This is a genomic window from Curtobacterium sp. BRB10 (genome assembly GCF_031844325.1).
Classification (GTDB): Bacteria; Actinomycetota; Actinomycetes; order Actinomycetales; family Microbacteriaceae; genus Curtobacterium; species Curtobacterium poinsettiae_A.
In genome coordinates this window covers 1-23,050 of the sequence record NZ_JAUZVA010000001.1, presented here as the reverse complement: position 1 = coordinate 23,050, position 23,050 = coordinate 1, and the positions used below count along the sequence as shown (strand labels likewise).

The following is a 23,050-nucleotide window of genomic DNA, read 5'->3' as shown; positions in this document are numbered from 1 at the left end:
ACTGGGCCCACGCCGCCGGTTCCGGTCCGACGCGCCAGCGGTGGACCGGCCGTGCCGGTGACGGGAGGCCCGTGGCGGCGCCGCCACGGGCCTCCCGTCCGGCCCGTCGCCGACCCAGGCCGATTTCGATACGTGCGCATAGACTCGCGACATGCGCGAACTCGGCTTCCTCTCCTTCGTCCCGAACCACGGCGGCACCGACGGCGCCGCCAGCGCCCTGGAGGACGGCCTGCGCCTGTTCGAGACCGCCGAGTCGCTCGGGTACGGGACGGGCTGGGTGCGCGGACGGCACTTCGAGCCGTACCTGACGAGCCCGATGACCTTCTTCGCCGCCGCCGCCCAGCGCACCAGCACCATCGCGTTCGGCACCGCCGTGCTCGGCATGCGGTACGAAGACCCGGTGCGCCTGGCCGAGGACGCCAGCACGGTCGACCTGCTCAGCGGTGGCCGGGTGCAGCTCGGCATCAGCACGGGCATCGCCGGCTACGGTCCGATCCTCGACCCGGTGTTCGGCACGGTCGACCGCAGTTTCCGCGACGAGGCCGAGGCCCGCGCCGCACGGCTGCTCGAGGTACTGCACGGCGAGCCCCTCGGCAGTGCCGGCAAGGGCTACGAGAGCATCCCCGCCGGGGCCGACCTGACCCTGCAGCCGCTCAGCCCTGGCCTGCGCGACCGCGTCTGGTGGGGTGGCGGCAGCATGGGCACGGCGGTCCGCACCGCCGAGAAGGGCCTCCTGCTGCACTGCTCGACCCTGAACACCGAGGACACCGGCGCGCCGTTCGCGCAGGCGCAGGCCGACCAGATCGCCGCCTACCGCGAGCGGTTCGTCGAGCTGCACCCGGAGCGCGAGTCCAAGGTCGCCGTGGGCCGGATCGTGGTGCCGCTCCTCGACGACCACGACCGCGCCGTGCACGAGGAGTTCCTGACCGGGTACGCCTCGGGCATGGACGAAGAGGGCCGGCCGCTCTCGGGCACCCCGCCGTTCCGGTTCAGCAAGGTCCTGTCCGGCGACCCGGCGGCGATCGTCGACGCCCTGCTCGCCGACCCGGCGGTCACCGCCACCGACGAGCTCGTCATCACCCTGCCGGCGAACGGCGACCGTGCGGCGCATGAGCGGATCCTGCGCATCGTGGCCGAGGAGATCGCCCCGGCGCTGCGGGCCTGAGGGCCGGCGCTGCGGGCCTGACAACCGGTGCCCCGAGCCGGACGCCCGCGACACCGCCGCTGCACCATCATCACCGAGAGTCAAGGGCATCCGGCAGGGCTCAGATCGAGCTGGTGAGGCCCGAGAGCCCGGCCGGATGACCATCTCGTCCCTGATCCACACGAGATGGTGCACTCATCGTTCCACCTACCAAGCGGTTTGTCACACCGATCCGCGCACCCGGGACGTATGAAGTTGACCAAGTGTCACTCGTTTTTCCGAACCGGGACGAAGTGCCCGAGCAGGTTCGCATCGCGGCCGGAACGACGAATGCGTCCCCGCGCGGACGCGGGGACGCATTCTGGGACGCACCGGGGAGGCCAGGGCGACAACGGCCGGATCAGGAGACCGAGTCGCTCACCCAGCGACCCCGTAGTCGGTGCGTGCGCGGACGGTAACCAGCCGACTCGCGCACGTAGATGTTACTGAACGGAGCCGGGAGCTGCGCGGAAACCGGACGACTTCGTCACTCCAGTTCGAGGGACGCGGTTCCGGCGTCGTCGACGACCGAGGCGCCGACGTGCAGCGTGAAGGTCCCCGACTCGTACTGCCACGAGCCGTCCCAGTGGGCGAAGGCTCGCGCCGGGACCTCGATCGAGACCTCCGTCGAGGCGCCCGCGGCGAGCCGGACCGGGGCGAAGCCGACCAGCCAGCGCACCGGGCGGTCCACCGCCGACTCCGCACGGGATGCGTAGACCTGCACGACGTGCTTGCCGGCACGGTCGCCCGTGTTCGCGACGGTCGCCGTGACGATGACGGCGTCACCCTCGCGCACGGTCGGGGTCGAGGACACGCCATCGATCGACCACGTCGTGTAGCCGAGGCCGTGTCCGAACGGGTACGCCGGCTCCGTGCCGGCTCGCAGCCAGGCCCGGTAGCCGACGTGGACACCCTCGTCGTAGGCGACCTTCCCGTCGACCGGGGTGACGTCGAGCACCGGGACGTCGGCCATCGCGACGGGCCACGTGGTGGGCAGTCGGCCGCCGGGCTCCTGTGCCCCGGTCAGCACGTCGGCCAGCGCGTTGCCGTACTCCTGCCCGCCGAACCAGGTCAGCAGCACCGCGGCGACGTCGTTCCGCCACGGCATCTCGACCGGTGACCCGGCGTTCACGACGACGACCGTGTTCGGGTTCGCCGCGGCGACCGCGCGCACCAGGTCGTCCTGGTGGCCGGGGAGTGCCAGCGAGGAACGGTCGTAGCCCTCGGACTCGACCTTGGAGTTCGTGCCGACCACGACGACGGCGACGTCTGCACCACGGGCGGCGTCCACCGCGGCCTCGATGAGCACGGCGGGGTCGTCGTCCGACGGCTCGGTGCCGAACTGGTACGCCAGCACCCCGCCGAGCGTCTCGTCCTGCACGATGTCGTACTCGATGCGGATCGCGACCTGCTGGCCGGTGGTCACCGACACCGGCACCGACCGCGCCGGCGGGTTGAGGAACGCGGCGCCGAGCTGGTCGCCCTCGAACGGCACGTCCTCGTCGAGCAGCAGTTCGCCGTCGATCCACATGCGTGACCGTCCGGCCGCGCCGATGCCGAACCGCACGGTCCCGGTCGACTCCGCCGTGTACGTGGTGGTGATGTCGAGCCGGTCGGCTTCACGGGTCGGGGCGTCGCCGCCGAACCAGAACAGCGCGGTCGCGCGGCGGTCCTCGACGAACAGCTCCTCGCCGTCCTTGACGAAGGCGACCCGAGCTCCGGGCTCCCCGGTGCCGGGGTTCGTGATGGTGGACAGCGGGAACTCCGCGATGCCCTCCTGCACGACGGCGCCGATCGCGTGGTCCACGCTCGCGCCGGGGAACGCCGAACGGATGCCGTCCAGCGGTGACACGACCCGCGACGGCACGACCGTGGCCGAGCCCCCGCCCTGCGTGCGGGCCTGGTCGGCGTTGTGCCCGATCACCGCGATGCGCGACACGGCGGGAGCGTCGAGCGGCAGGACACCGGTGTTGCGGACCAGGACGGTGCCCTCGGCCTCGGCCTCGCGCACGAACGCGATGCCGTCCTCGACGTGCACGGGTGACGCGGCGACGGGCTCGAAGCCCTCGAGCGCGCCGACGCGGGCTGCCAGGGTCAGGATCCGGCGGACCTTGCGGTCGATCGCCGCCATCGGCACCTCGCCGGACTGCACTGCGGCGAGCAGCGGGCCTTCGCTCCACCACGGGTTCGGCCCGGGCATCGCGACGTCCTGCGACGCCTTCGCCGAGTCCACCGACCGCACCCCGGTCCAGTCGGACACGACGATGCCGTCGAAGCCCCACTCCGAGTTGAGCGGGGTCTCGAGCAGGTCGTTCTCCGACGCCGTGACGCCGTTGATCGCGTTGTACGAGGACATGATCGCCCAGGCGTGCGCCTCGGTCACGGCCTTCTCGAACGCCAGCAGGTACAGCTCGCGCAGCGCGCGGTCCGACACCTCGGTCGACGCGGTGAAGCGATCGGTCTCGTAGTCGTTCGCGATGTAGTGCTTCGGGGTCGCGGCGACACCGTTCTCCTGCACACCGTCGACGTACGACGCGGCCAGGTCGCCGGTGAGCAGCGGGTCCTCACTGAACGCCTCGAAGTGCCGGCCCCCGAGCGGGGACCGGTGCAGGTTGATGGTCGGGCCGAGCACGACGTCGACGCCCTTGCGGCGGGCCTCCACCGCGGCGGCGGCGCCGTAGCGCTTCGCGATCGCGCGGTCCCACGAGGCACTCAGCGCCGTCGCTGACGGCAGGTTCAGGGACGGGTCGCGCTCGTCCCACACCTCGCCGCGCACCCCCGAAGGTCCGTCCGACATCAGGATCCGGCGCAGCCCGATCTTCTCGATGGGCCAGGTGGTCCAGAAGTCACGTCCGGTGAGCAGCTGCACCTTCTCGTCGGTGGTCAGCTGGCCGAGGAGCGCATCGATGCGCTCGGTCAGCGGCATCGACGGACTGGAGGCGGTGCTCGAGTCGTTCACGGTGGTCACGGTGGTCGGTCCTCTCGTTCAGGGCCGCGGGGCGCCGCCTGGACGGCCGGGGCCTCGTCGCCCACACCCACCATCCACCGGTTTCGCCGCCCGCGCTGGCAGCTCCTGCACCGTACCACCCAAAACCAACCGTTGCTTGGTTTTTTGGGTCTCCTGTGGGCGGTACAGTCTGGCCATGGCACGACGGGGTTCGTACGCAAAGGGCATCGCGAAGCGCGAGGAGATCCTCACGGTCGCGCTGGACCTCGTGGCGTCGCAGGGCTTCCGGCGGACGAGCATCAAGGACATCGCCGACGCCGTGGGGCTGACCCAGGCCGGCCTGCTGCACTACTTCGACTCGAAGGACGAGCTCTGGGTCGAGATCCTCCGCCGCCGCGACGAGCTCGACCTCGCGCACGACTGGCAGGCCGCGGACCCGGCAGCCCTGCTCGCCGCGATCGTGCGGCACAACGCCGAGGTCCCCGGGCTCGTGCAGATGTTCGTCAACCTGTCCGCCGCAGCCGCCACCGACGCCGAGCACCCGGCGCACGAGTACTTCCGCGAGCGCTACGAGCGCAGCCGCCGCGACCTGTCCGCGGATTTCCGGACCATGCAGCAGGACGGTCGGCTGCGCACCGACATCGACCCCGACGAACTCACGAGCGTGCTGCTCGCGGTGTCCGACGGCATGCAGATCCAGTGGCTCTTCGACCCCACCCGCGACATGGCCGAGCACGTCGAGCTCGTCGCCCGCCTCGCGATCGCCCAGGTCACTCCCACCGCCTGACCACCGCCCCCGACGCTCCGGGGTACGGACAGGGCCTGGTCGCGTCAGGTGCGGCGGGGCAGGATGGTCGGTGCCCGCCAGGGTGTGTTCCGACGACGATGTGGAGTGACGCGATGACGCGTGTAGTGGTGACCGGTGGCAGCGGCAAGCTCGGACGAGCGGTGGTGCGCGACCTCGATGCGCACGGGTACGACGTGGTCCTGCTCGACCGCGTCCCCTCCCCCGACAAGCCCGAGCGTGTCCCGTTCGTGCGGATCGACCTGACCGACCACGGCCAGGTCCTGAACGCCCTGCTCGGCATCGACGACCGGTACGACCACGTCGACGCCGTCGTGCACCTCGCGGCGGTGCCGGCCCCGGGGCAGGTTCCCGACGTGGCCCTCATCACGAACAACGTGACCTCGTCGATCAACGTCTTCCACGCCGCCCGTGCCGCGAAGATCAAGAACGTCGTGTGGGCGTCGAGCGAGACCCTGCTCGGCATCCCGATGGGCGAGCACCACCCGCCCTACCTGCCGGTCGACGAGGAGTTCGCGGTCCGCCCGCAGTCGTCGTACTCCCTCGGCAAGGCGGTCGAGGAGGAGATGGCCCGCCACTTCACGCGCTGGGACCCGGAGCTGAAGATGATCGGTCTGCGCTTCTCGAACGTGATGGACGAGACCGACTACCCGGCGTTCCCGTGGGACGCCACCCCCGAGGCGAAGACGTTCAACCTGTGGTCGTACATCGACTCCCGCGACGGGGCCCAGGCCGTCCGCCGGGCACTCGAGGCCGACCTCACCGGGTTCGAGGCGTTCGTCATCGCCAGCCCCGACACGGTGATGGACACCCCGACCATCGAGCTCGTCGAGCGCTTCGTGCCGGACATCGAGCGCCGTGCGGACATCGACGGTGTCAGCTCGCTGCTGTCGTCGGAGAAGGCCCGCGAACTCCTCGGCTACACGCCCGAACACAGCTGGCGCGACCACCGCGCCTGATCGTCAGGCGGCGGGGACGAGCAGCCCGTCGAGCACCAGGTTGCGCGCCGCCGGCAGCAGGTCGGCGGCGAGCGCCTGCTCGTCCACGCCGGTGATCTGCGCGAGCGCGCCGATGATCGCGGCGACGGACAGGTCGCCGTCACACGCGCCCACGAACGCCGCGAGTGCGGTGTCCGCGTCCACCCGGCGCCCGAGCCCACCGCCCTGCACCAGGGTCATCACGGTGGGGTCGTCGTTCCCCGGCCAGTAGTACCGCTCCTCGGTGACGTCACCGGCCACCGACAGGTGGGCGGCGGCGAGCGCGGCGTCGTCGTGCGCGGCGAGCCAAGCGGCCGCGTCGAGGACGCGGGCGACCGTCGCGCCGAGCCCCGCGGGGTTGGAGCCGAGCGTCTCGGGGACGCGCTCGAACCGGCGGAGGCCGGACGTGCCTCCCCCCACGGGCTCGGGCAGGGGTCGACGCACCACGATGTAGCCGAAGCCGACGCCGGTGACGCGACGGTCCGCGAAGTCGTCGAGCCAGGCGCCCATCAGGGTGTCGAACTCGGCCGTGCCGGGCTTCGTCCCGCCGTCGCGGATCCAGGTCTCCGCGTAGGACGTCGGGTCCTGCCGCTCGCGCTCGATCACCCAGACGTCGAGGTCGGTGTCGGCGAACCAGCCGCGCACGCGGTCCAGGCCGTCGACGCCCCAGTGGTACTCCCAGTTGCCGAGGAGCTGGGCGGTCCCACCGGGCTCCAGGTGGTCTGACAGGCCGCGGAGCACCGTCTCGACCAGGGCGTCGCCGACCATGCCGCCGTCGCGGTACTCGTACGACGGGACACCCTCGCGACGGGGCGTGATGACGAAGGGCGGGTTCGAGACGATCCGGTCGAAGCGCTCTCCCGCGACCGGCTCGAACAGTGAGCCGAACCGGAAGTCGATGCCGTCGATGCCGTTCAACTGGGCGTTGAACCGTGCGATGTCGAGGGCACGGCGCGAGATGTCGGTGGCGACCACTTGGTCGGCGAACCGCCGTGCGTGCATCGCCTGGATGCCACAGCCGGTGCCGAGGTCGAGCACCCGCTCGACCGGCACGGGCACCTGCAGGCCGCTCAGCGTCGTGGTGGCGCCGCCGATGCCGAGGACGTGTTCCTCGCTGATCGCGTGACCGAGGGCGAGCTCGCCGAGGTCGGAGACGATCCACCAGCTGCCGGCGCCGAGGTCGTCGACGAAGGCGTAGGGGCGCAGGTCGACGGTGGGGTGGACGAGCGCGTCGGCGCCGTCGCCTTCGCCTTCGCCTTCGCTGCGCAGCAGGCCCGCGGCGATGACGGCGTCTATCCCGGTGGTCGGGAAGGCCGCTGCCGCCTCGGACCGCGTCACCGGCAGGCCGAGCACGAACAGCGTCGCCAGGGTGCCGAGCGGCGTGGCCTCGCGGGCGGCGAGCGCACGGAGCGCGGCGACCCGCGAACCACGGTGCAACGATGCGGCGGCCTCGGCGCCCCACAGTGAGTCGAGCCGCTCGACGGTGAAGCCGGCCGCCGTCAGGTCCGCGGCGAGCGCCGTGGTGACAGCAGGGTCCGCGACGATCGACGGAAGCGTGTGCACAGCGTCCACGCCGGCGCTCACGATGCGATCCCCTCGCGCAGCAGGGCGGCGGGGACCTGCCAGTCGAGCACCAGGTCGAGGAGCCCGGGGAACCGCTGCTGCACGTCCTCGACGCGGACGCGGCTGACGCGGGTCAGGCCCTCCAGGTGCTGCTCGAGCAGACCGGCCTCGCGCAGGACCCGGAAGTGGTGGGTCAGCGTGGACTTCGGCCGGTCGATGCCGACCCAGCCGCAGCTGCGCTCGCCCCCGGCCGCGTCGACCAGGTAGCGGTGCAGGATCGCGAGTCGGATCGGGTCACTCAGGGCGTCCATCACGACGGGGAGGTCCATCTCGGCCACGGACGGCTGCGGCAGCCGTTCAGGAGCATCGACGTACGCGGGCATGGACGGGACGCTACCACCGTTCGGCTCGCTGTACGACTTGCGTCGTACTGTTCAAGTGCGGTACGAATGCAGTCGTACTGCACGGAGACGGAAAGGGGTGCGCATGCACCAGTCAGCTCGTTCGGTCGCCGGGTTCTGGATCCTGGCGGCGATGCTCCTGGTCTCGGTCGCGTCATCGGCCGTCCCGTCGCCCATCTACCCGGTCTACGCGGCCGAGTGGCACCTCACCCCGCTCATGCTCACCGGGGTCTTCGCCATCTACGTCGCCGGCCTGCTCGCGAGCCTGCTCGTCGCGGGTCGCCTGTCCGACCACGTCGGCCGCAAGCCCGTGCTGGTCGTCGGCGGCCTGGGCGTCGCACTGTCGCTCGGCCTGTTCGCGATGGCGGACGGGGTCGTCGCGCTCATCGTCGACCGGATCGTGCAGGGCGTCTCGGTCGGGCTGCTCATCGGGGCCCTCGGCGCCGCCCTCATCGACAACTCCCTCGAACGCCACCCCACCATGGCCGGCGTGCTGAACGGCGTCATCCCGCCGATCGCCCTGGCCACCGGCGCGATGTCGAGCGGCGCGCTGGTGCAGTGGGGTCCGGCGCCGGAGCAGCTCGTCTACCTGTTGTTCGGAGCACTCCTCGTGCTGCTGGTGCTCGCGCTGTTCGTCGTCCCCGAGCAGGTGCAGCGCCGCCCCGGCGCGGTCCGCTCCCTGCGGCCGACGATCAGCGTGCCGCGGTCCTCACGCCGGCTGTTCCGCGGCGTCGCCGGTTCGCTCGTCGCCAGCTGGGCCCTCGGCGGCATGTTCCTGTCGCTCGTCCCCTCGGCGCTCGGCGCGGTGTTCGGCATCACGAACCACTTCGCCGCCGGTGCGCTCATCGCCGTGGTCACCGGCGTCGGCGCCCTGACCGGCCTGGCGATCCAGCGGATGGACACCCGTCGCGCGGTCCTGCTCGGACTCGTCGCGCTCGTGCTCGGCCCGATCGTCACCGTGTCGTTCGTGTTCGCACACTCCCTGCCGGGCATGGTCGTCGGCAGCGCGATCGCCGGTGTCGGCTTCGGTGCCGGGTTCCAGGCGCCGCTGCGGATGCTGCTCGCCACCGCCGCCCCGACCCACCGCGCCGGGCTGCTCTCCACGATCTACGTCGTCAGCTACCTGGCGTTCGGGGTGCCATCGGTCATCGGAGGCCTGCTCGAGCCCTCGGTCGGCCTCGTCCCGGTCATCGCCGGGTACGGCGGCTTCATCGTGCTCGCCGCGGTCGTCGCCCTCGTGCTGCAGCTGTCGTCGAAGGACGCCGCCGAGGTCGAGGAACGCGCCGCCGAGGTCATCGAGCGCACCGCAACGGGCTCGATCCAGGTCGCCTCCGCCGACTAGTGCCGCCGCGCTAGTGGCCCGGTCGCGCCGAGTTCGTACCGCGAGCCCGCGCACGCACCCCGACCGTCCGCGCCGCACCGGTGTGCGCAGCGTCGACGTCGGCCTTGCCCCGGTCCGCCGCATCGCGCAGACGCTTCGGCCCGTGCCGCTTGGCCCAGTCCCAGAAGCGGTGCAGCTGCGCCTTGAGCCACGTGATGATCTTGTGGAAGAAGTGGAACTCGCTCGCCAGTACCGTGAGGCCGATGAACACCACGAGCCACCCCGGGCCCGGCAGCGGCACCAGGATCAGCCCGATGATGACGACCAGCCCACCCACCAGACCGACCAGCACCTTGTAGAACAGGTGGACGTGCGGCCGCGCGTGGATCCAGGCGCGCATACGGTGGAACCACTGGAAGCGCTGGCGGGGCGCGCCATCGGCCCGGGCTTCGCCGGGTCGGTCGTTCGGGTCGCCGTCCATGCCGAAAACGTAGGGTGCGCGGCTGGGAATCAGCGGCGCACGGGGTGGACGCACGGTGCGCGTGCCGGGAGGCGCGTGGCGGGGCCACACCGTGCCTCCAGACCGTCAGGCGGCACCGGTCGCGTGCCCCTCAGGCGTGCGCGACGCACGTCGCCGCCCACGGGACGGCGGCCAGGCGGGCCTCCGGGATCGGCTCGCCGCCGACCGTGCAGCGGCCGTAGGTGCCGTCGTCGAGTCGCGCGAGTGCGGCGTCCACCTGACGGACCCGCAGCCGGGCGCCGTCGCGGACCGCACCGAGCGAGCCGCGCTCCCAGGCCAGGGTCGCGCCCTCGGGGTCGTGCTCGTCGTCGGAGTTGGCGTCCTGCCGGGCGTCGCTGACGTCACGCATGCTCCGCTCGACCTCGAGCAGCAGCCGTTCGTTGCGGGCGCGTTCGGCCTCGAGTGCTGGGCGGGGGTCCTCCATCCCGGCCACGGTAGTCGCGACGGAATGGCCCCGCCTCCGGATGCGTTCGCATGGACATGACGAAGATCGGGTTCCTGTCGTTCGGACACTGGCGTGACGTGCCGGGGTCGAAGGTGCGCAGCGGGCGGGAGGCCCTGGTGCAGGCGATCGACCTCGCGGTCGCAGCCGAGGAAGCCGGCGTCGACGGCGCCTACTTCCGCGTGCACCACTTCGCGCCGCAGCAGGCCGCACCGTTCCCGCTGCTCTCCGCCATCGCCGCGAAGACCAGCCGGATCGAGATCGGGACCGGCGTCATCGACATGCGCTACGAGAACCCGCTCTACATGGCGGAAGAAGCCGCGGCCACCGACCTCATCTCCGGCGGGCGACTGCAGCTCGGTGTCTCGCGGGGATCACCCGAGACCGCCCTCGCCGGCTACCAGCAGTTCGGCTACGTGCCCGATGCCGCTGACGATAACGGCGGCGACATGGCCCGTGCGCACACGAACGTGTTCCGCCGTGCGATCGCCGGCGAGCCGATGGCCAACGCCAACCCGCAGATGACCGGTTCGGTCGGGTCCCTGCCGATCTCCCCGCTGTCGGACTCGCTCGGCGACCGCATCTGGTGGGGCGCCGGCACCCGCGCCACCGCCGAGTGGACCGCCGAGCAGGGCATGAACCTGATGTCCTCGACCCTGCTGACCGAGGACACCGGCGTGCCCTTCGACCAGCTGCAGGCCGAGCAGATCGAGCGCTTCCGCCGGGTGTGGTCCGAGTCCGGCTGGGACCGCGAACCGCGCGTGTCGGTCTCGCGCAGCATCATCCCGATCATCGACGACGAGTCCCGCCACTACTTCGGCGTGCGTGCGCAGGTCGAGGGGCAGGACCAGGTCGGGCACCTCGACGGCGGGCTGGCCCGGTTCGGCCGGTCCTACATCGGTGAGCCCGAGCAGCTCGTCGCGGAGCTCGCGGCCGACCAGGCCGTCCGTGCTGCCGACACCGTGCTCGTCACCGTGCCGAACCAGCTCGGTGTGGACTTCAACGCCCGGCTGCTCGCCGCCGTGAAGGACGTGTTCACCGAGGTCGACGCGGAGCCCGTCCCCGCCTGACCCCATCGTGGTCCCCCCTTGTGCTGACACCCGGCTGGGGACTGGGGCGAGGCCGACCGCGCTCCTAGGCTCGGGAGCGTCGATCCACCCCGCACCTCGAGGAGCAACCGTGACGCTGCCGGCCGCAGGCTGGTTCCCGGACCCGCAGGACGCCCGTCGTCTGCGCTGGTGGGACGGTCGCACCTGGGGCGCAGCCACGCGGGTCCCCGCGGCCGCTGCGGAACCGGTCACGCCGATCGTCGTCGCTCCGGCGGGGCCGTCGTTCTCGGTGCAGACCGCTGCGATCCGGACGGACGCGTGGGCGTCGGGCACCGCCGGCGACCGTCGGCTCTGCGTGTTCACGGTGCTCGCCGTGCTGCTCGCGGTGGTCTCGGTCATCGCGAACCCCTGGGGCCTGGCAGGGCTGCTCGCCGTGGCGTGCGGCGTCGTCGGCATCGTCCGTCCCGGAGCCGTCGGCGCCTGGGCTGTCCTGGCCCGGAGCGCTTCGGCGAGCGCCCTCGTCGTCGCGGTGACGACGACGGTCATCGCCGCGTCGGCCCAGTTGCACCTGTTCTGAGCTCGCAGGGCTCGCCTACCGCGGCGGTCCACGGCGCTTCGTGAGCACAAATGGTCGAGTGGGACGGCGCGACCCGACCATTTCTGCTCACGAAACGCGCCCGTCCCGCACCCGCACGGCCCATGCACCCGCACGGCCCGCGCTGTCCGCCTACCGCCGCGCCCGCGGGTGTGCCGTCTGGTACACGTCCCGCAGCATGTCCGCCGTGACCATCGTGTAGATCTGCGTCGTGGCGACACTCGCGTGGCCGAGCAACTCCTGCACCACGCGCACGTCAGCACCGCCCTCGAGCAGGTGTGTCGCGAACGAGTGCCGGAACGTGTGCGGTGACACGTGCGCCTCCAGGTCGGCGGCAGCAGCGGCGGCCTGGATCACGAGCCAGGCGCTCTGCCGCGACAGCCGCGCTCCACGGGCACCGAGGAACAGCGCCGGCGTCGACGGCCCGCGCGAGGCGAACACCGGCCGTGCCCGGACCAGGTAGGCGTCGATCGCGGCCCGGGCGAAGCTGCCGAGCGGCACGATCCGCTGCTTGTTGCCCTTGCCGGTGACCTTCACGACGGAGAGCTCGCCGTCGGCGTCCGACAGCGTCGTCACGTCGTCGACCGACAACCCCACCGCCTCGGAGATCCGCGCGCCTGTGGCGTAGAGCAGCTCGAGCAGGGCCTTGTCCCGCAGCTGGACGGGGTCGTCAGCGTCGACGGACACCGCGCCGAGCAGCCGTTCCATGTCCTCGACGGGGATCGCCTTCGGCAGCCGCATCGGGGCCTTCGGCGGGCGGACGGCGGTGCCGGGGTCGAGCGGCAGCCAGCCCTCCCCCGCGGCGAAGGCGGTGAACGAGCGCACCGAACTGAGCATCCGCGCGATCGACCGCGGTGCGAGCGGACCTTCCGGTCGGGTGGCCAGGTGTGTCACGAACCCCGAGACGTCCGCCCGTGCCAACCGTGCCACGTCCAGCAGCGCCGAGGATCCCCCGGCCCGGTCCGCACCGTCGGACTCGACGACCGGAGCGGCCGCCAACCACGACGTGAACACGGCAAGGTCCCGCCGGTACGCGGACAACGTGTGCTGCGAGAGTCCCCGCTCGATCGCGACGTGCCGCAGGTACGTCTCCACGGCACGGTCGAGGGGCATCACCTCAGCAGGCTAACCGGCGCGGGGCCACCCGCCGTCAGTGCAACGCCTCGTCCGGCCCGTCCACGCGGAACCCGGTGAACGTCACCGTCAGCCCGGCCCGCGTCGGCCCCGCGCACAGCAGCCCCGCCGACACGACGGCGTCCGGGTCGAGGTACGCGACCCGCACCAAGCGGGACTCGTCACCCTCGGCCCACGCCCGGATCGTCACCGCGTCACCATCGCGGCTCGCACGGACGGTCACCACCCGGCCCGCCCACGCCGGCACGGGCGACACCGACCAGTCCGAGAACCCACGCGTCACCACGGCGCCGAGCTGCGGGGTTCCGTCCGAGAACTCCACGCCGGCCTTGATCCAGTTCTGCTCGTCGACGCGCAGGAACACCCCGGCCTGGTCGAACTGCTCGGTGTAGTCGAGCACGAACGACGCCTCGACCGAGAACGGCCCGTCCGTCGGCTGCAGCAGTGCGTGCTCGGAGTCGTGCACGAACCCGTACGAGGTGGTCCGCCAGGCGTCACTGCCCTCGACCGCGGTGACGCGGAACACGTCGCCGTCGAACTCGGCGGCCTCCGGCTCGTGCGTCCACGTCCCCGTGGCGACCAGGTCGCGCAGACCGCCGACCGCTGACCCGCTCACTTGCCGCGCTGTTCGATGGCCTCGACGGCGAGCGTCGCGACGACGAGGGCCGAGTTGTTGAGCCGACCGCCCAGGATCCCTTCGAGCAGCTCCGCCCGCGGCACCCACCGCGTCACGATGTCGGCCTCTTCCGCCTCGCGCTCGAACGCGGACTCCGTCGACCGAACACCGCGCGCCCGGTAGATCTGGATGAACTCGTCGCTGCCACCAGAGGACGTGTTGTAGCGGACCAGGGGCTCCCACGTGTCGGCCTCGAGGTCGGCCTCCTCGCCCAGCTCGCGCTTCGCGGCCGCCAGGTGGTCCTCGCCCTCCATGTCGAGCAGACCGGCGGGCAGCTCCCAGTCGCGCAGCCGCACCGGGTGACGGTACTGCTGGATGACCAGGACGCGGCCCTCGTCGTCCTCGGCGTACACGGCGACGGCGCCGGTGTGGTCGATGTACTCGCGGACCATCGAGTCGCCGTTGTACGCGACGGTGTCGCGGCGCACGTCCCAGACGGCGCCCTCGTACACGACGGTGGATTCGGTGACCTCGAAGGAGGCGGACTCGTCAGCGATCGGTGCGTCTGTCACGGCTCCATCCAAGCACGCGCGCCCCTGACGCCCCCATCGGCACCAGGTTCCGTGCACGCGACCCCCGGACGGACCGGAGGCGTGGTGCCAGCTGGCACCGCGCCTCCGGTCAGAGACCACTCGCGTTACGCGACCTGCTCCTCGGTCTGCGGGTCGAACAGGCTGGACGCCTCGTGGCGCTCGATCGCGGCCGCGACGAGTCCCGCGAACAGCGGGTGCGCATCGGTCGGGCGCGAGCGGAGCTCCGGGTGCGCCTGGGTGGCGATGTAGAACGGGTGCACGTCGCGCGGGAGCTCGACGTACTCCACCAGCGTGCCGTCGGGCGACGTGCCCGAGAAGACGAGGCCGGCGTCCGCGATCTGCTCGCGGTACTTGTTGTTCACCTCGTAACGGTGACGGTGCCGCTCGGAAGCCTCGGGAGCCCCGTACAGCTCCGCCGCCAGCGACCCCCGCGTGAACGACGCCGGGTACAGGCCCAGGCGCATCGTGCCACCCAGGTCGCCACCGGCGATGATGTCGACCTGCTCCGCCATCGTCGCGATGACCGGGGTCGAGGTCTCCGGGTCGAACTCGGTGCTCGACGCGTCGGTCAGACCGACCTCGTGGCGGGCGTACTCGATGACCATGCACTGCAGGCCGAGGCACAGGCCGAGCGTCGGGATGCCCTGCTCACGCGCGAACTGCAGCGCGCCGAGCTTGCCCTCGATGCCGCGCACGCCGAACCCGCCGGGGATGCAGATGCCGTCGACGTCGCCGAGCTGCTTCGCCGCGCCCTCGGGCGTGGTGCAGTCGTCCGACACGACCCACTTCAGCGTCACCTTGGCGTCGTGGGCGAAGCCACCCGCACGGAGTGCCTCGGTGACGGACAGGTAGGCGTCCGGCAGGTCGATGTACTTGCCGACCAGCGCGATCGTGACGTCCTTCTTCGGCTCGTGCACGGCCTTCAGCACCGGGGTCCACGCGGTCCAGTCGACCGGACCGGCGTCGAGCTTGAGCGCCTCGACGATGACCTGGTCGAGGCCCTGGTTGTTCAGCAGCGTCGGCAGGTCGTAGATCGAGGGGACGTCCACCGCGTTCACCACGGCGTCCTCGTCGACGTCGCACATCAGCGCGATCTTGCGCTTGTTCGACTCCGACACCGGACGGTCGCTGCGCAGCACGAGCGCGTCGGGCTGGATGCCGATCGAGCGGAGCGCGGCGACGGAGTGCTGCGTCGGCTTGGTCTTCTGCTCACCCGAGGCGTTCATGAACGGCACCAGCGAGACGTGCACGAAGAACACGTTGTTGCGGCCGAGCTCGTGCCGCACCTGACGGGCGGACTCGATGAACGGCTGCGACTCGATGTCGCCGACGGTGCCACCGACCTCGGTGATGATGACGTCGGGCTGCGGGTCGTTCTGCGCCTGCTCGCGCATCCGGCGCTTGATCTCGTCGGTGATGTGCGGGATTACCTGCACCGTGTCGCCGAGGTACTCGCCGCGACGCTCCTTGGCGATCACCGTCGAGTACACCTGACCGGTCGTGACGTTCGCGGCCTGCGACAGGTTGATGTCGAGGAAGCGCTCGTAGTGCCCGATGTCGAGGTCCGTCTCCGCACCGTCGTCGGTCACGAAGACCTCGCCGTGCTGGAACGGGTTCATGGTGCCCGGGTCCACGTTGAGGTACGGGTCGAGCTTCTGCATGACGACCTTGAGGCCGCGAGCCGTGAGCAGGTTGCCGAGGCTGGCCGCCGTCAGGCCCTTGCCGAGAGACGAGACGACCCCGCCGGTCACGAAGATCTGCTTCGTCACCTTCGGGGTCGAGTTCGAAGAATTGGTACCGCCGCTGAGAGTGTCCGCCACGGGATTCCATCGTACGTCAGAACTGCCGGGAGGCGCGACCTCGGTTCGCCGTGGGCGTTGCGCGGGCGGGTGGCCGGGTCCTCGGACCGTGGCCGGGTCGGCGGACAGTGCCCGCCTGCCCGATCGTCAGGCTCGCTGGCCGGCCACGTCGAGCAGCTCGCGGGCGTGCTCGATGCCGCTGGCGCTGTCGCCGAGTCCGGAGAGCAGCCGTGCCATCTCCTGCAGACGGTCCTCGCCCTCGAGCCGGCGCACGCTCGACGAGGTCACGGCACCGCTGGCGTCCTTCACGACGTTGAGGTGGTTGTTCGCGAAGGCCGCGACCTGGGCCAGGTGCGTGACGACGATGACCTGCGTGCGCTCGGCGAGCTTCGCCAGCCGTCGGCCGATCTCGATGGCCGCCGCCCCACCGACACCGGCGTCGACCTCGTCGAAGACGAACGTCGGCACCGTGGTGCTGCCGGCCATGACGACCTCGATCGCGAGCATCACGCGCGACAGCTCACCGCCGGACGCCCCCTTGCCGATCGGCCGGGGGTCGGTGCCTGAGTGCGGCTGGAGCAGGATCGTCACCTGGTCGCGGCCGTGGCGGCGGTACTCGCCGGCGTCGGTGACCTCGACCACCAGGGTCGCACCACCCATCGCGAGGGTCTTCAGCTCAGCGGTCACGCGCTTCGCCAGGTCGGCGGCCGCCTTGGTGCGCGCCGTCGTGAGCGCGGCCGCGGCCGTCTCGAGCGCCTGCTCGTCCTGCTCGACCGACTGCTGCAACGCCGCGATCCGGTCGTCGTCGCCGTCGAGCTCGAGCAGCCGGTCGCTCGCGCGCTGCCCGTAGGCGATGACGTCGTCCACCGTCTCGCCGTACTTGCGGGTGAGGCCTGCCAACAGGGCACGACGTTCGTTGATGAGCTCGAGGTCGTGCCCCGCCTCGGGTTCCAGGGAACCGAGGTAGCTCGAGATGCTCGCCGAGGCCTCGGCCGCCTGGATCCCGAGCTCCGTGAGCTGCTCGAGCACCGGCTGCAGGGCAGTGTCGGACGACACCACACGCTCCACGGCACGGCGTGCGGACTCGACCAGGCCGACGACGTCGGAGACGCCGTCGAGGGACTCGCTGGACAACGCCTCGTGTGCCAGGGCCGCGGACAACCGGAGCTCCTCGAGGTTCCCCAGGCGTTCGGCGCGTTCGGCCAGCTCGACGTCCTCGCCGGGCTGCGGGTCGGCGGCCTCGATCTCGTCGGAGGCCGCGCGGATCCGCTCGGCCTCGGCGACCCGGTCGTCCCGGTCCCGGACCAGCACCTCGAGTTCACCGGCGTGCTGCTGCCAGGCGTCGTACGCGGCGACGTACCGGGCGAGGGCCTTCTCGAGCGAGGCTCCCCCGAACCCGTCGAGGGCAGCCCGCTGCGCGGTGGCCGAGGTCAGGCGGATCTGGTCCGACTGCCCGTGCACGGTCACGAGCTGGTCGGCGAGCTCGCCGAGCACCGCCACGGGCGCACTGCGACCACCCACCGTGGCACGGCTGCGCCCCTCGGCGGAGACCGTGCGGGTGAGGATGAGTTCGCCGTCCTCCACGGTGCCGCCGGCGTCCTCAACGCGTTCGGCGACGGCGTCCTGCTCCGGGACGTGCCAGCGGCCTTCGACGACGGCGCTCGACGCACCGCGGCGCACCGAACCGGCATCGGCCCGCGCACCGAGCAGCAGTCCGAGCGCGGTGACGATCATGGTCTTGCCCGCACCGGTCTCCCCGGTGACGACGGTGAAGCCCGGCCCGAGTTCGAGCGTGGTCTCGCCGATGACGCCGAGGTCGCGGATCGCAATCTCCTCGATCATCGGGCGTCCTCCGTCGTTCCCTGCGCCACAGCTGACCCGGCGGATGCGATGCTGCGCCCTTCCACGGCGATCATCGGTCGTCCTCCGGGCTCATCGGTCGTCCTCGTCGCTCTGGGGGCCGCGCCACCCGGCGACGGGCAGCTGGAACTTCGCGACCAGGCGGTCGGTGAACGGAGCGTCCTTCAGTCGGGCGACGCGCACCGGGTCCGGCGAACGCCGGACCTCGACACGGGCGCCCGGGGGCAGGTCGTGGGTCCGTCGGCCGTCGCACCACAGGACACCGACGCCGCTCGTGCGCCGCAGGACCTCGATCGCGAGCGTGCAGTCCGGCCCGACGACGATCGGACGGGCGAACAGAGCATGGGCGCTCAGCGGCACCATGAGCAGCGCGTCGACGTCCGGCCACACGATGGGGCCACCGCCGGAGAACGAGTACGCCGTGGAGCCGGTCGGGGTCGACACGACCACGCCGTCGCAGCCGAAGGACGACAGCGGGCGGCCGTCGACCTCGGTCACGACCTCGAGCATCCGTTCCCGCGAAGCCTTCTCGATCGTGGCCTCGTTCAGCGCCCAGCTCGAGTAGACGATCTGGTTGCCCACGACCACGTCGACCTGCAGGGTGACGCGTTCCTCGACGTTGTACTCGCCGGACAGCGCACGCTCGACCGTCTCGGACAGACCGTCGCGCTCGCTCTCGGCCAGGAACCCGACGTGCCCGAGGTTCACCCCGATCAGTGGAGCGCCGGTGTTCCGCACGAGTTCGGCCGCGCGGAGGATCGTGCCGTCGCCACCGAGCACGATGACGATCTCGAGCTGGTTCGGCTGGACGTCGACGCCGAGGATGTCGACCTTGCCGACCGACGCTTCGGCGCGACGGATGTCGGCGTACTCGTCGAAGGGCATGACGGGCGTGAGACCGGCCGCGTGCAGGAGGTCGCAGACCTCGACCGCAGCGTCGATCGAGTCACGGCGACCCGTGTGGGACACGAGCAGGATGTGCCGTTCGTCACTCATGAAGACCCTTCCGTGAGTTCGGTCGCCCGGACTCTCCATTCTGTCGGATTGCCCCCGACACCGCGTTGGAAGCGGGCCAGGTACTCGTGGTTGCCGTGTGTCCCGACGATCGGGGACGCGGCGAGCCCACTGGTGCCGAGGCCCAGGTCCCACGCCGCCCACAGCACGTTCATGAGCGCGTCGTTCCGGAGCCCGGCGTCGTGCACGATGCCCTCGCGCACACCGCCACGACCCACTTCGAACTGGGGCTTCACCAGGAGCACGAACTCGTCCGCGGGGACGGCTTCGGCCAGCGCCGGCAGCACGAGTCGGAGCGAGATGAAGGACAGGTCCCCCACCACCAGGCTCGTCTCGCCGGCGGCGCCGTCGAGCGCCAGGTAGTCGGCGCGCGTGAGGTTCCGCGCGTTCGTCCCCTCGACCACGGCGACGCGATCGTCGAGCGCGATGGTGGGGTGCAGCTGTCCGTGGCCGACGTCGAGCGCGATGACACGGCGCGCGCCGCGTGTGAGCAGCACCTGGGTGAACCCCCCGGTGCTCGCGCCCACGTCGAGCACGACCCGGTCCTCGGGGTCGACGTCGAACGCATCGAGTGCGCCGACGAGCTTCCGGGCCGCACGCGAGACCCACTCGTCCGCGGCGTCGACCTCGATGTCCGCGTCGGATGCGATCGGCGTCGACGGCTTCAGGACGGCACGGCCGCCCACGAGCACCCGGCCGTCCTGGATCAGCTTGCTGGCGACGGTGCGCGACCGTGCGAGCCCGCGTGCAGCGAGGAGGGCGTCGAGGCGGACCGGGGTCGCGTCGTGCACGGCTCCGTCCGGCTCAGGCACTCGCGGAGCCGCCGCTCTCGAGCCGCGTCCGCAGCTCGTCGTGCAGGGAGGAGAAGGCGTCGGCACGGTCGGCGAGCGGCAGAGCCTCGGCCTCGGCGGTGCGCGCGGCGAAGGCGCCCTGCTGCTCGGGATCGGCGGACGGCTGCTCGGGGTTCGGCACGTCCGACACGCTACTCGCCGCCGTACAGCTGCGGGTCCACGTCGAGGCCGTAGATGGCCAACCCGGACTCCCAGATGAGCGTCGCGCCGGCACGGAGCCGATCGATGTCTGTCCCGGCGTCGAGCACCCGGACGACGTGACCGCGCATCGCCACCGTCGAGGTACCGACGCTCACGTACCGGGTGCCGTCCTCGTCCTCGCGCCGCACCGTCGCCGGGTACGGCTGGGCCAGCCCCCGGAGGTCTTCGAGCACGTAGGTGGGACGTGAGCGCTGGTCGGCCGCGAGCACCTGCTTGGCCTTGTCGATGCCGGTGAGCACGAGCACGCTCGGGATCCCGACGTCGTTCGCACCCTTGATGTCGGTGTCCAACCGGTCCCCGATGAACAGGGTCCGACCGCCGCCGAAGCGCGCGACCGCCGTGTCGAAGATCGGCCGCTCGGGCTTGCCGGCGACCACGGGCATCCGGCCGACCGCCTGGTGCACGGCGGACACGAGCGTGCCGTTGCCGGGCGCGATGCCCCGCTCGACCGGGATCGACCAGTCCATGTTCGTGGCCACCCACGGCACGTCCGGGTCGGCCAGGGCGAACGAGGCCTCGGCCAGTTCCTTCCAGCCGAGGTCCGGCGAGAAGCCCTGGATCACCGCGGCCGGGGAGTCCTCGGCACTCGAGGTGACCGTGAACCCGGCAGCCTCGACGATGCTCGACAGCCCGAGCCCGCCGGTGACCAGGACGGTCGATCCGGCCGGTACCAGGGTCGCGAGCAGCTGGACGCCGGCCTGCGACGAGGTGACGACGTCACCCTCGGAGACCTCGAGCCCGTAGCGCTCGAGGTGCTCGGCGACGTCGATCGGGCGGCGGGACGCGTTGTTCGTGATGTAGCCGACCCGCGCCGTCAGCGATGCCCGGGTCAGGGCTTCGACCGCGTGCGGGATGGCGTTGCGGCCCCGGTAGACGACGCCGTCGAGGTCGGTGAGGACCACGTCGACGCCGTCGGTCAAGGTCGCCGAGTGCTCAGTCGGCTGCGGAACCGTCGACGTCGCGGGGGTTGTCGTCGTCGATCTCCCCGGGCTCGTCGGCTGCGGAGGTGTCGTCGTCGAGATCGTCGAGGGCGGGTTCGTCATCGATGTCGTCATCGAGGCCTTCGGCGGATTCGTCGTCGCCGTCGAGTTCGTCGGTCGCGACGTCGTCGGCTCCGAGGTCATCGGCGGCGTCGTCTCCGGCGTCTCCGTGTTCTTCGACTTCGAGCGTTTCCTCGACCACATCAACTGTCTCCCAAGCGTTGTCGTCCGCGATTTCGGCGAGGGCCGCTGCCGCGCGGTCCACCCGGGCCCACCACTCGTCGGCCTCGTCCTGTCGACCGAGCTCCTCGAGCGTGGCCGCGTAAGCACTGTAGAGCGCCGGGGACCACGTGTAGGCGGTGGACGGGTCGAGCTGTGGAATCTCCAGCTCACCGAGGGCGGCTGTGGGGTTCCCGAGGTCGAGACGAGCGCCGGACATGGCGATCGCGAGCTCGACCTGCACCGGGGTGTCGAGGGCCGAGCGCTCGACCGAGCGACCGAGCTCCAGTGCCCGCTCCGGACGGCCCAGGCCACGCTCGCAGTCCACCATCATCGGGAGCTGGTCGTTGCGACCGGAGATCCGACGGTAGGTGCGGAGCTCCCGGAGCGCGGTGGCGAAGTCGCCGAGGCGGTACGCGGTGATCGCGGCCGTCTCCCGGACGACACCGACACGACCGGCACGACGAGCAGCGCTCAGGGCGTGCTGGTTGGCCGTCTCGGGGTCGTCGTCGACGAAGAGCGCAGCTGCCACGAGGTGCCGCGCGACCCAGTCGGCGTTGTCCTTGCTGAGGGTCTTCAGCTCCATCCGGGCCGCAGGGTCGAGGTCGCGCGCCTGGATCTCCTCGGGGATCTCCGGGTCGTCGTGGCGCGGACGGATCGACTTCGTGCCGTAGGGGTCGCGGTCTTCCCAGTCGTCGCGCGCGGCCTCGCCGAACCGGGCGCCGGCGTGACGTGTCCCGTCACCGAAGCGGCGACGTTCCTCACCGCCGTCGCGACCCGAGCGGTCCGACGAACCGCCGCGGAACGGACGGTCGGAGGAACCACCTCGGGCCGGGCGGTCGGACGATCCGCCACGGTACGGGCGGTCCCCGTCACGAACGGGACGGTCCGAACCACCACGGTACGGACGGTCGCCATCTCGGGCGGGACGATCCGAACCACCACGGTACGGACGGTCCCCGTCACGAGCCGGACGGTCAGAGCCACCACGGAACGGACGGTCGCCGTCACGCCGCGGACGGTCCGACGATCCGCCACGGTACGGGCGATCGCCATCACGAGCCGGACGGTCCGACGATCCGCCACGGTACGGGCGATCGCCATCACGAGCCGGACGGTCCGAGGAGCCGCCACGGTACGAGCGATCGCCATCACGAGCCGGACGGTCCGAGGAGCCGCCACGGAACGGACGGTCGCCGTCACGAGCGGGACGGTCCGAGGAGCCGCCACGGTACGGGCGATCGCCATCCCGGCGCGGACGGTCCGAGCCGCCCTGGAACGGGCGGTCACCGTCACGACGCGGACGGTCAGAGCTCCCACCACGGAACGGACGGTCACCGTCACGAGCCGGGCGATCGGAGCCGCCACGGAACGGACGATCGCCATCGCGCCGCGGACGATCGGCACCGCGCGGACCATCGCCGCGCGGCGGCCGACCGGAGTCTCCACGGTCTCCCTGCCACGACGGACGGTCGTTGCGGTCGCCGGACCGGAACGGACGGTCGCCGTCCCGACGCGGAGCGCCGTCCCGTCGAGGCGCGCCGTCACGGAACGGACGGTCTCCACCCTGCGGACGATCACGACGGTCGCCTTCGCGGCGCTCGAACTCGCGGGGACCGGACGACCACCGACCATCGCTCTGGCCGTCCCGACGCGGAGCGCCGTCGCGACGGGGGAACCGGTCGCCGTCCCGTCGGGGTCGATCTCCGCGGTCCCTGTCGTTCCGCCGCTGATCGTCGTCGTTCGCCACCGTTGCTCCTCATCGCGTGCCCGGTCCAGAGCCTCGGGCGTTCGTCCGCTGTGTCGTTGTGTTGGGTGCCGCGTCGGTCACCCGACGTCGGCTTCCAGTCCATCACGAACCGGAGCCGGCGTCGAGCGAACGGCGGCAGAAACAGAAATGGCCACCGGCCCCGACCGAGAACGAGGGTTTCCCCTGCGAATTCTCGATGGAGGGCCGATGGCCACATCTTTCATACGTTG

22 protein-coding genes are annotated in these 23,050 nt (G+C 71.5%); 6 read left to right on the top strand and 16 right to left on the bottom strand.

The annotated features are described in order from the left end of the window. Positions 1–151 precede the first annotated feature (151 nt). Positions 152–1,165, top strand: coding sequence for an LLM class flavin-dependent oxidoreductase (locus Q9R26_RS00110; RefSeq protein ID WP_311226194.1), 1,014 nt, complete (start codon positions 152–154; stop codon positions 1,163–1,165). Between the two features lie 505 nt (positions 1,166–1,670). Here Q9R26_RS00110 and Q9R26_RS00105 read toward each other — a convergent pair. Further along, positions 1,671–4,109, bottom strand: a complete 2,439-nt coding sequence (locus tag Q9R26_RS00105) for a glycoside hydrolase family 3 C-terminal domain-containing protein (protein WP_311226568.1) — start codon at positions 4,107–4,109, stop codon at positions 1,671–1,673. Positions 4,110–4,326: 217 nt separating this feature from the next. Between Q9R26_RS00105 and Q9R26_RS00100 the strand changes: the two genes are divergently transcribed. Next, positions 4,327–4,917: a TetR/AcrR family transcriptional regulator gene (locus Q9R26_RS00100; RefSeq protein WP_209135543.1), complete on the top strand. Its 591-nt coding sequence runs from the start codon at positions 4,327–4,329 to the stop codon at positions 4,915–4,917. Between the two features lie 113 nt (positions 4,918–5,030). Beyond that, a complete protein-coding gene (locus Q9R26_RS00095; RefSeq protein WP_071245140.1) occupies positions 5,031–5,894 on the top strand; it encodes an NAD(P)-dependent oxidoreductase in 864 nt (287 codons plus the stop codon). Between the two features lie 3 nt (positions 5,895–5,897). Here Q9R26_RS00095 and Q9R26_RS00090 read toward each other — a convergent pair whose 3' ends face one another. Further along, entirely contained in the window at positions 5,898–7,496 is a 1,599-nt protein-coding gene (locus Q9R26_RS00090) for a methyltransferase (protein WP_311226193.1), read from the bottom strand. Beyond that, on the bottom strand, positions 7,493–7,858 hold the full coding sequence (locus tag Q9R26_RS00085; RefSeq protein WP_311226192.1) for a helix-turn-helix domain-containing protein: 366 nt from the start codon (positions 7,856–7,858) through the stop codon (positions 7,493–7,495). The genes Q9R26_RS00090 and Q9R26_RS00085 overlap by 4 nt, the downstream gene beginning before the upstream one ends. Positions 7,859–7,961: 103 nt before the next feature. Between Q9R26_RS00085 and Q9R26_RS00080 the strand changes: the two genes are divergently transcribed. Next, positions 7,962–9,218, top strand: a complete 1,257-nt coding sequence (locus Q9R26_RS00080; protein ID WP_182064912.1) for an MFS transporter — start codon at positions 7,962–7,964, stop codon at positions 9,216–9,218. Between the two features lie 10 nt (positions 9,219–9,228). On the opposite strand, the gene Q9R26_RS00075 is transcribed toward Q9R26_RS00080, so the two are convergent. Both Q9R26_RS00075 and Q9R26_RS00070 read right to left on the bottom strand, forming a co-directional pair. Continuing rightward, on the bottom strand, positions 9,229–9,678 hold the full coding sequence (locus tag Q9R26_RS00075; RefSeq protein WP_311226191.1) for a TIGR02611 family protein: 450 nt from the start codon (positions 9,676–9,678) through the stop codon (positions 9,229–9,231). A 130-nt stretch (positions 9,679–9,808) separates the two neighbouring features. Then, the gene (locus tag Q9R26_RS00070; RefSeq protein ID WP_259532384.1) at positions 9,809–10,141 is read right to left on the bottom strand and encodes a TraR/DksA C4-type zinc finger protein; all 333 of its coding nucleotides are present in this window, start codon (positions 10,139–10,141) and stop codon (positions 9,809–9,811) included. Positions 10,142–10,191: 50 nt separating this feature from the next. Here Q9R26_RS00070 and Q9R26_RS00065 point away from each other — a divergent pair, with 50 nt between their 5' ends. Beyond that, entirely contained in the window at positions 10,192–11,229 is a 1,038-nt protein-coding gene (locus tag Q9R26_RS00065) for an LLM class flavin-dependent oxidoreductase (protein ID WP_311226190.1), read from the top strand. Between the two features lie 109 nt (positions 11,230–11,338). Then, complete coding sequence (locus Q9R26_RS00060; RefSeq protein ID WP_182064908.1) at positions 11,339–11,785, top strand: DUF2510 domain-containing protein; 447 nt, start codon at positions 11,339–11,341, stop codon at positions 11,783–11,785. A gap of 150 nt (positions 11,786–11,935) precedes the next feature. On the opposite strand, the gene Q9R26_RS00055 is transcribed toward Q9R26_RS00060, so the two are convergent. The 11 genes from Q9R26_RS00055 to Q9R26_RS00005 form a co-directional block, all read right to left on the bottom strand. Continuing rightward, positions 11,936–12,916, bottom strand: a complete 981-nt coding sequence (locus Q9R26_RS00055) for a site-specific tyrosine recombinase XerD (protein ID WP_311226189.1) — start codon at positions 12,914–12,916, stop codon at positions 11,936–11,938. 37 nt (positions 12,917–12,953) lie between these two features. Then, positions 12,954–13,553 (bottom strand): DUF1349 domain-containing protein, encoded by a 600-nt coding sequence (locus tag Q9R26_RS00050; RefSeq protein WP_311226188.1) that lies wholly within the window; start codon positions 13,551–13,553, stop codon positions 12,954–12,956. Then, complete coding sequence (locus Q9R26_RS00045; RefSeq protein WP_311226187.1) at positions 13,550–14,125, bottom strand: NUDIX hydrolase; 576 nt, start codon at positions 14,123–14,125, stop codon at positions 13,550–13,552. Before Q9R26_RS00045 ends, Q9R26_RS00050 begins: the two co-directional genes overlap by 4 nt. Before the next feature lie 125 nt (positions 14,126–14,250). Continuing rightward, entirely contained in the window at positions 14,251–15,966 is a 1,716-nt protein-coding gene (locus tag Q9R26_RS00040; protein ID WP_259580310.1) for a CTP synthase, read from the bottom strand. A 126-nt stretch (positions 15,967–16,092) separates the two neighbouring features. Beyond that, positions 16,093–17,787 (bottom strand): DNA repair protein RecN, encoded by a 1,695-nt coding sequence (recN, locus tag Q9R26_RS00035; protein WP_182064904.1) that lies wholly within the window; start codon positions 17,785–17,787, stop codon positions 16,093–16,095. A 90-nt stretch (positions 17,788–17,877) separates the two neighbouring features. Then, positions 17,878–18,801, bottom strand: coding sequence for an NAD kinase (locus tag Q9R26_RS00030; protein WP_071245131.1), 924 nt, complete (start codon positions 18,799–18,801; stop codon positions 17,878–17,880). Beyond that, on the bottom strand, positions 18,798–19,631 hold the full coding sequence (locus tag Q9R26_RS00025) for a TlyA family RNA methyltransferase (RefSeq protein ID WP_209135527.1): 834 nt from the start codon (positions 19,629–19,631) through the stop codon (positions 18,798–18,800). Before Q9R26_RS00025 ends, Q9R26_RS00030 begins: the two co-directional genes overlap by 4 nt. Then, positions 19,624–19,791 (bottom strand): hypothetical protein, encoded by a 168-nt coding sequence (locus tag Q9R26_RS00020; protein ID WP_182064902.1) that lies wholly within the window; start codon positions 19,789–19,791, stop codon positions 19,624–19,626. Before Q9R26_RS00020 ends, Q9R26_RS00025 begins: the two co-directional genes overlap by 8 nt. Before the next feature lie 10 nt (positions 19,792–19,801). Further along, positions 19,802–20,791 (bottom strand): HAD-IIA family hydrolase, encoded by a 990-nt coding sequence (locus tag Q9R26_RS00015; RefSeq protein ID WP_259580312.1) that lies wholly within the window; start codon positions 20,789–20,791, stop codon positions 19,802–19,804. A 13-nt stretch (positions 20,792–20,804) separates the two neighbouring features. Then, on the bottom strand, positions 20,805–21,656 hold the full coding sequence (locus Q9R26_RS00010) for a hypothetical protein (protein WP_259580313.1): 852 nt from the start codon (positions 21,654–21,656) through the stop codon (positions 20,805–20,807). After that, positions 21,647–22,618 (bottom strand): hypothetical protein, encoded by a 972-nt coding sequence (locus Q9R26_RS00005; RefSeq protein ID WP_311226186.1) that lies wholly within the window; start codon positions 22,616–22,618, stop codon positions 21,647–21,649. Before Q9R26_RS00005 ends, Q9R26_RS00010 begins: the two co-directional genes overlap by 10 nt. Positions 22,619–23,050: the final 432 nt, after the last annotated feature.

Excerpts from the sequence above, each read along its gene's own strand:
- Q9R26_RS00080 (WP_182064912.1), top strand. The coding sequence starts at position 7,962 with ATGCACCAGTCAGCTCGTTCGGTCGCCGGGTTCTGGATCCTGGCGGCG.
- Q9R26_RS00010 (WP_259580313.1), bottom strand. The coding sequence starts at position 21,656 with ATGGAGCTGAAGACCCTCAGCAAGGACAACGCCGACTGGGTCGCGCGG.
- Q9R26_RS00055 (WP_311226189.1), bottom strand. The coding sequence starts at position 12,916 with ATGCCCCTCGACCGTGCCGTGGAGACGTACCTGCGGCACGTCGCGATC.
- Q9R26_RS00065 (WP_311226190.1), top strand. The coding sequence starts at position 10,192 with ATGGACATGACGAAGATCGGGTTCCTGTCGTTCGGACACTGGCGTGAC.
- Q9R26_RS00070 (WP_259532384.1), bottom strand. The coding sequence starts at position 10,141 with ATGGAGGACCCCCGCCCAGCACTCGAGGCCGAACGCGCCCGCAACGAA.
- Q9R26_RS00075 (WP_311226191.1), bottom strand. The coding sequence starts at position 9,678 with ATGGACGGCGACCCGAACGACCGACCCGGCGAAGCCCGGGCCGATGGC.
- Q9R26_RS00110 (WP_311226194.1), top strand. The coding sequence starts at position 152 with ATGCGCGAACTCGGCTTCCTCTCCTTCGTCCCGAACCACGGCGGCACC.
- Q9R26_RS00095 (WP_071245140.1), top strand. The coding sequence starts at position 5,031 with ATGACGCGTGTAGTGGTGACCGGTGGCAGCGGCAAGCTCGGACGAGCG.
- Q9R26_RS00030 (WP_071245131.1), bottom strand. The coding sequence starts at position 18,801 with ATGAGTGACGAACGGCACATCCTGCTCGTGTCCCACACGGGTCGCCGT.
- Q9R26_RS00105 (WP_311226568.1), bottom strand. The coding sequence starts at position 4,109 with ATGCCGCTGACCGAGCGCATCGATGCGCTCCTCGGCCAGCTGACCACC.
- Q9R26_RS00085 (WP_311226192.1), bottom strand. The coding sequence starts at position 7,858 with ATGCCCGCGTACGTCGATGCTCCTGAACGGCTGCCGCAGCCGTCCGTG.
- Q9R26_RS00100 (WP_209135543.1), top strand. The coding sequence starts at position 4,327 with ATGGCACGACGGGGTTCGTACGCAAAGGGCATCGCGAAGCGCGAGGAG.
- recN (WP_182064904.1), bottom strand. The coding sequence starts at position 17,787 with ATGATCGAGGAGATTGCGATCCGCGACCTCGGCGTCATCGGCGAGACC.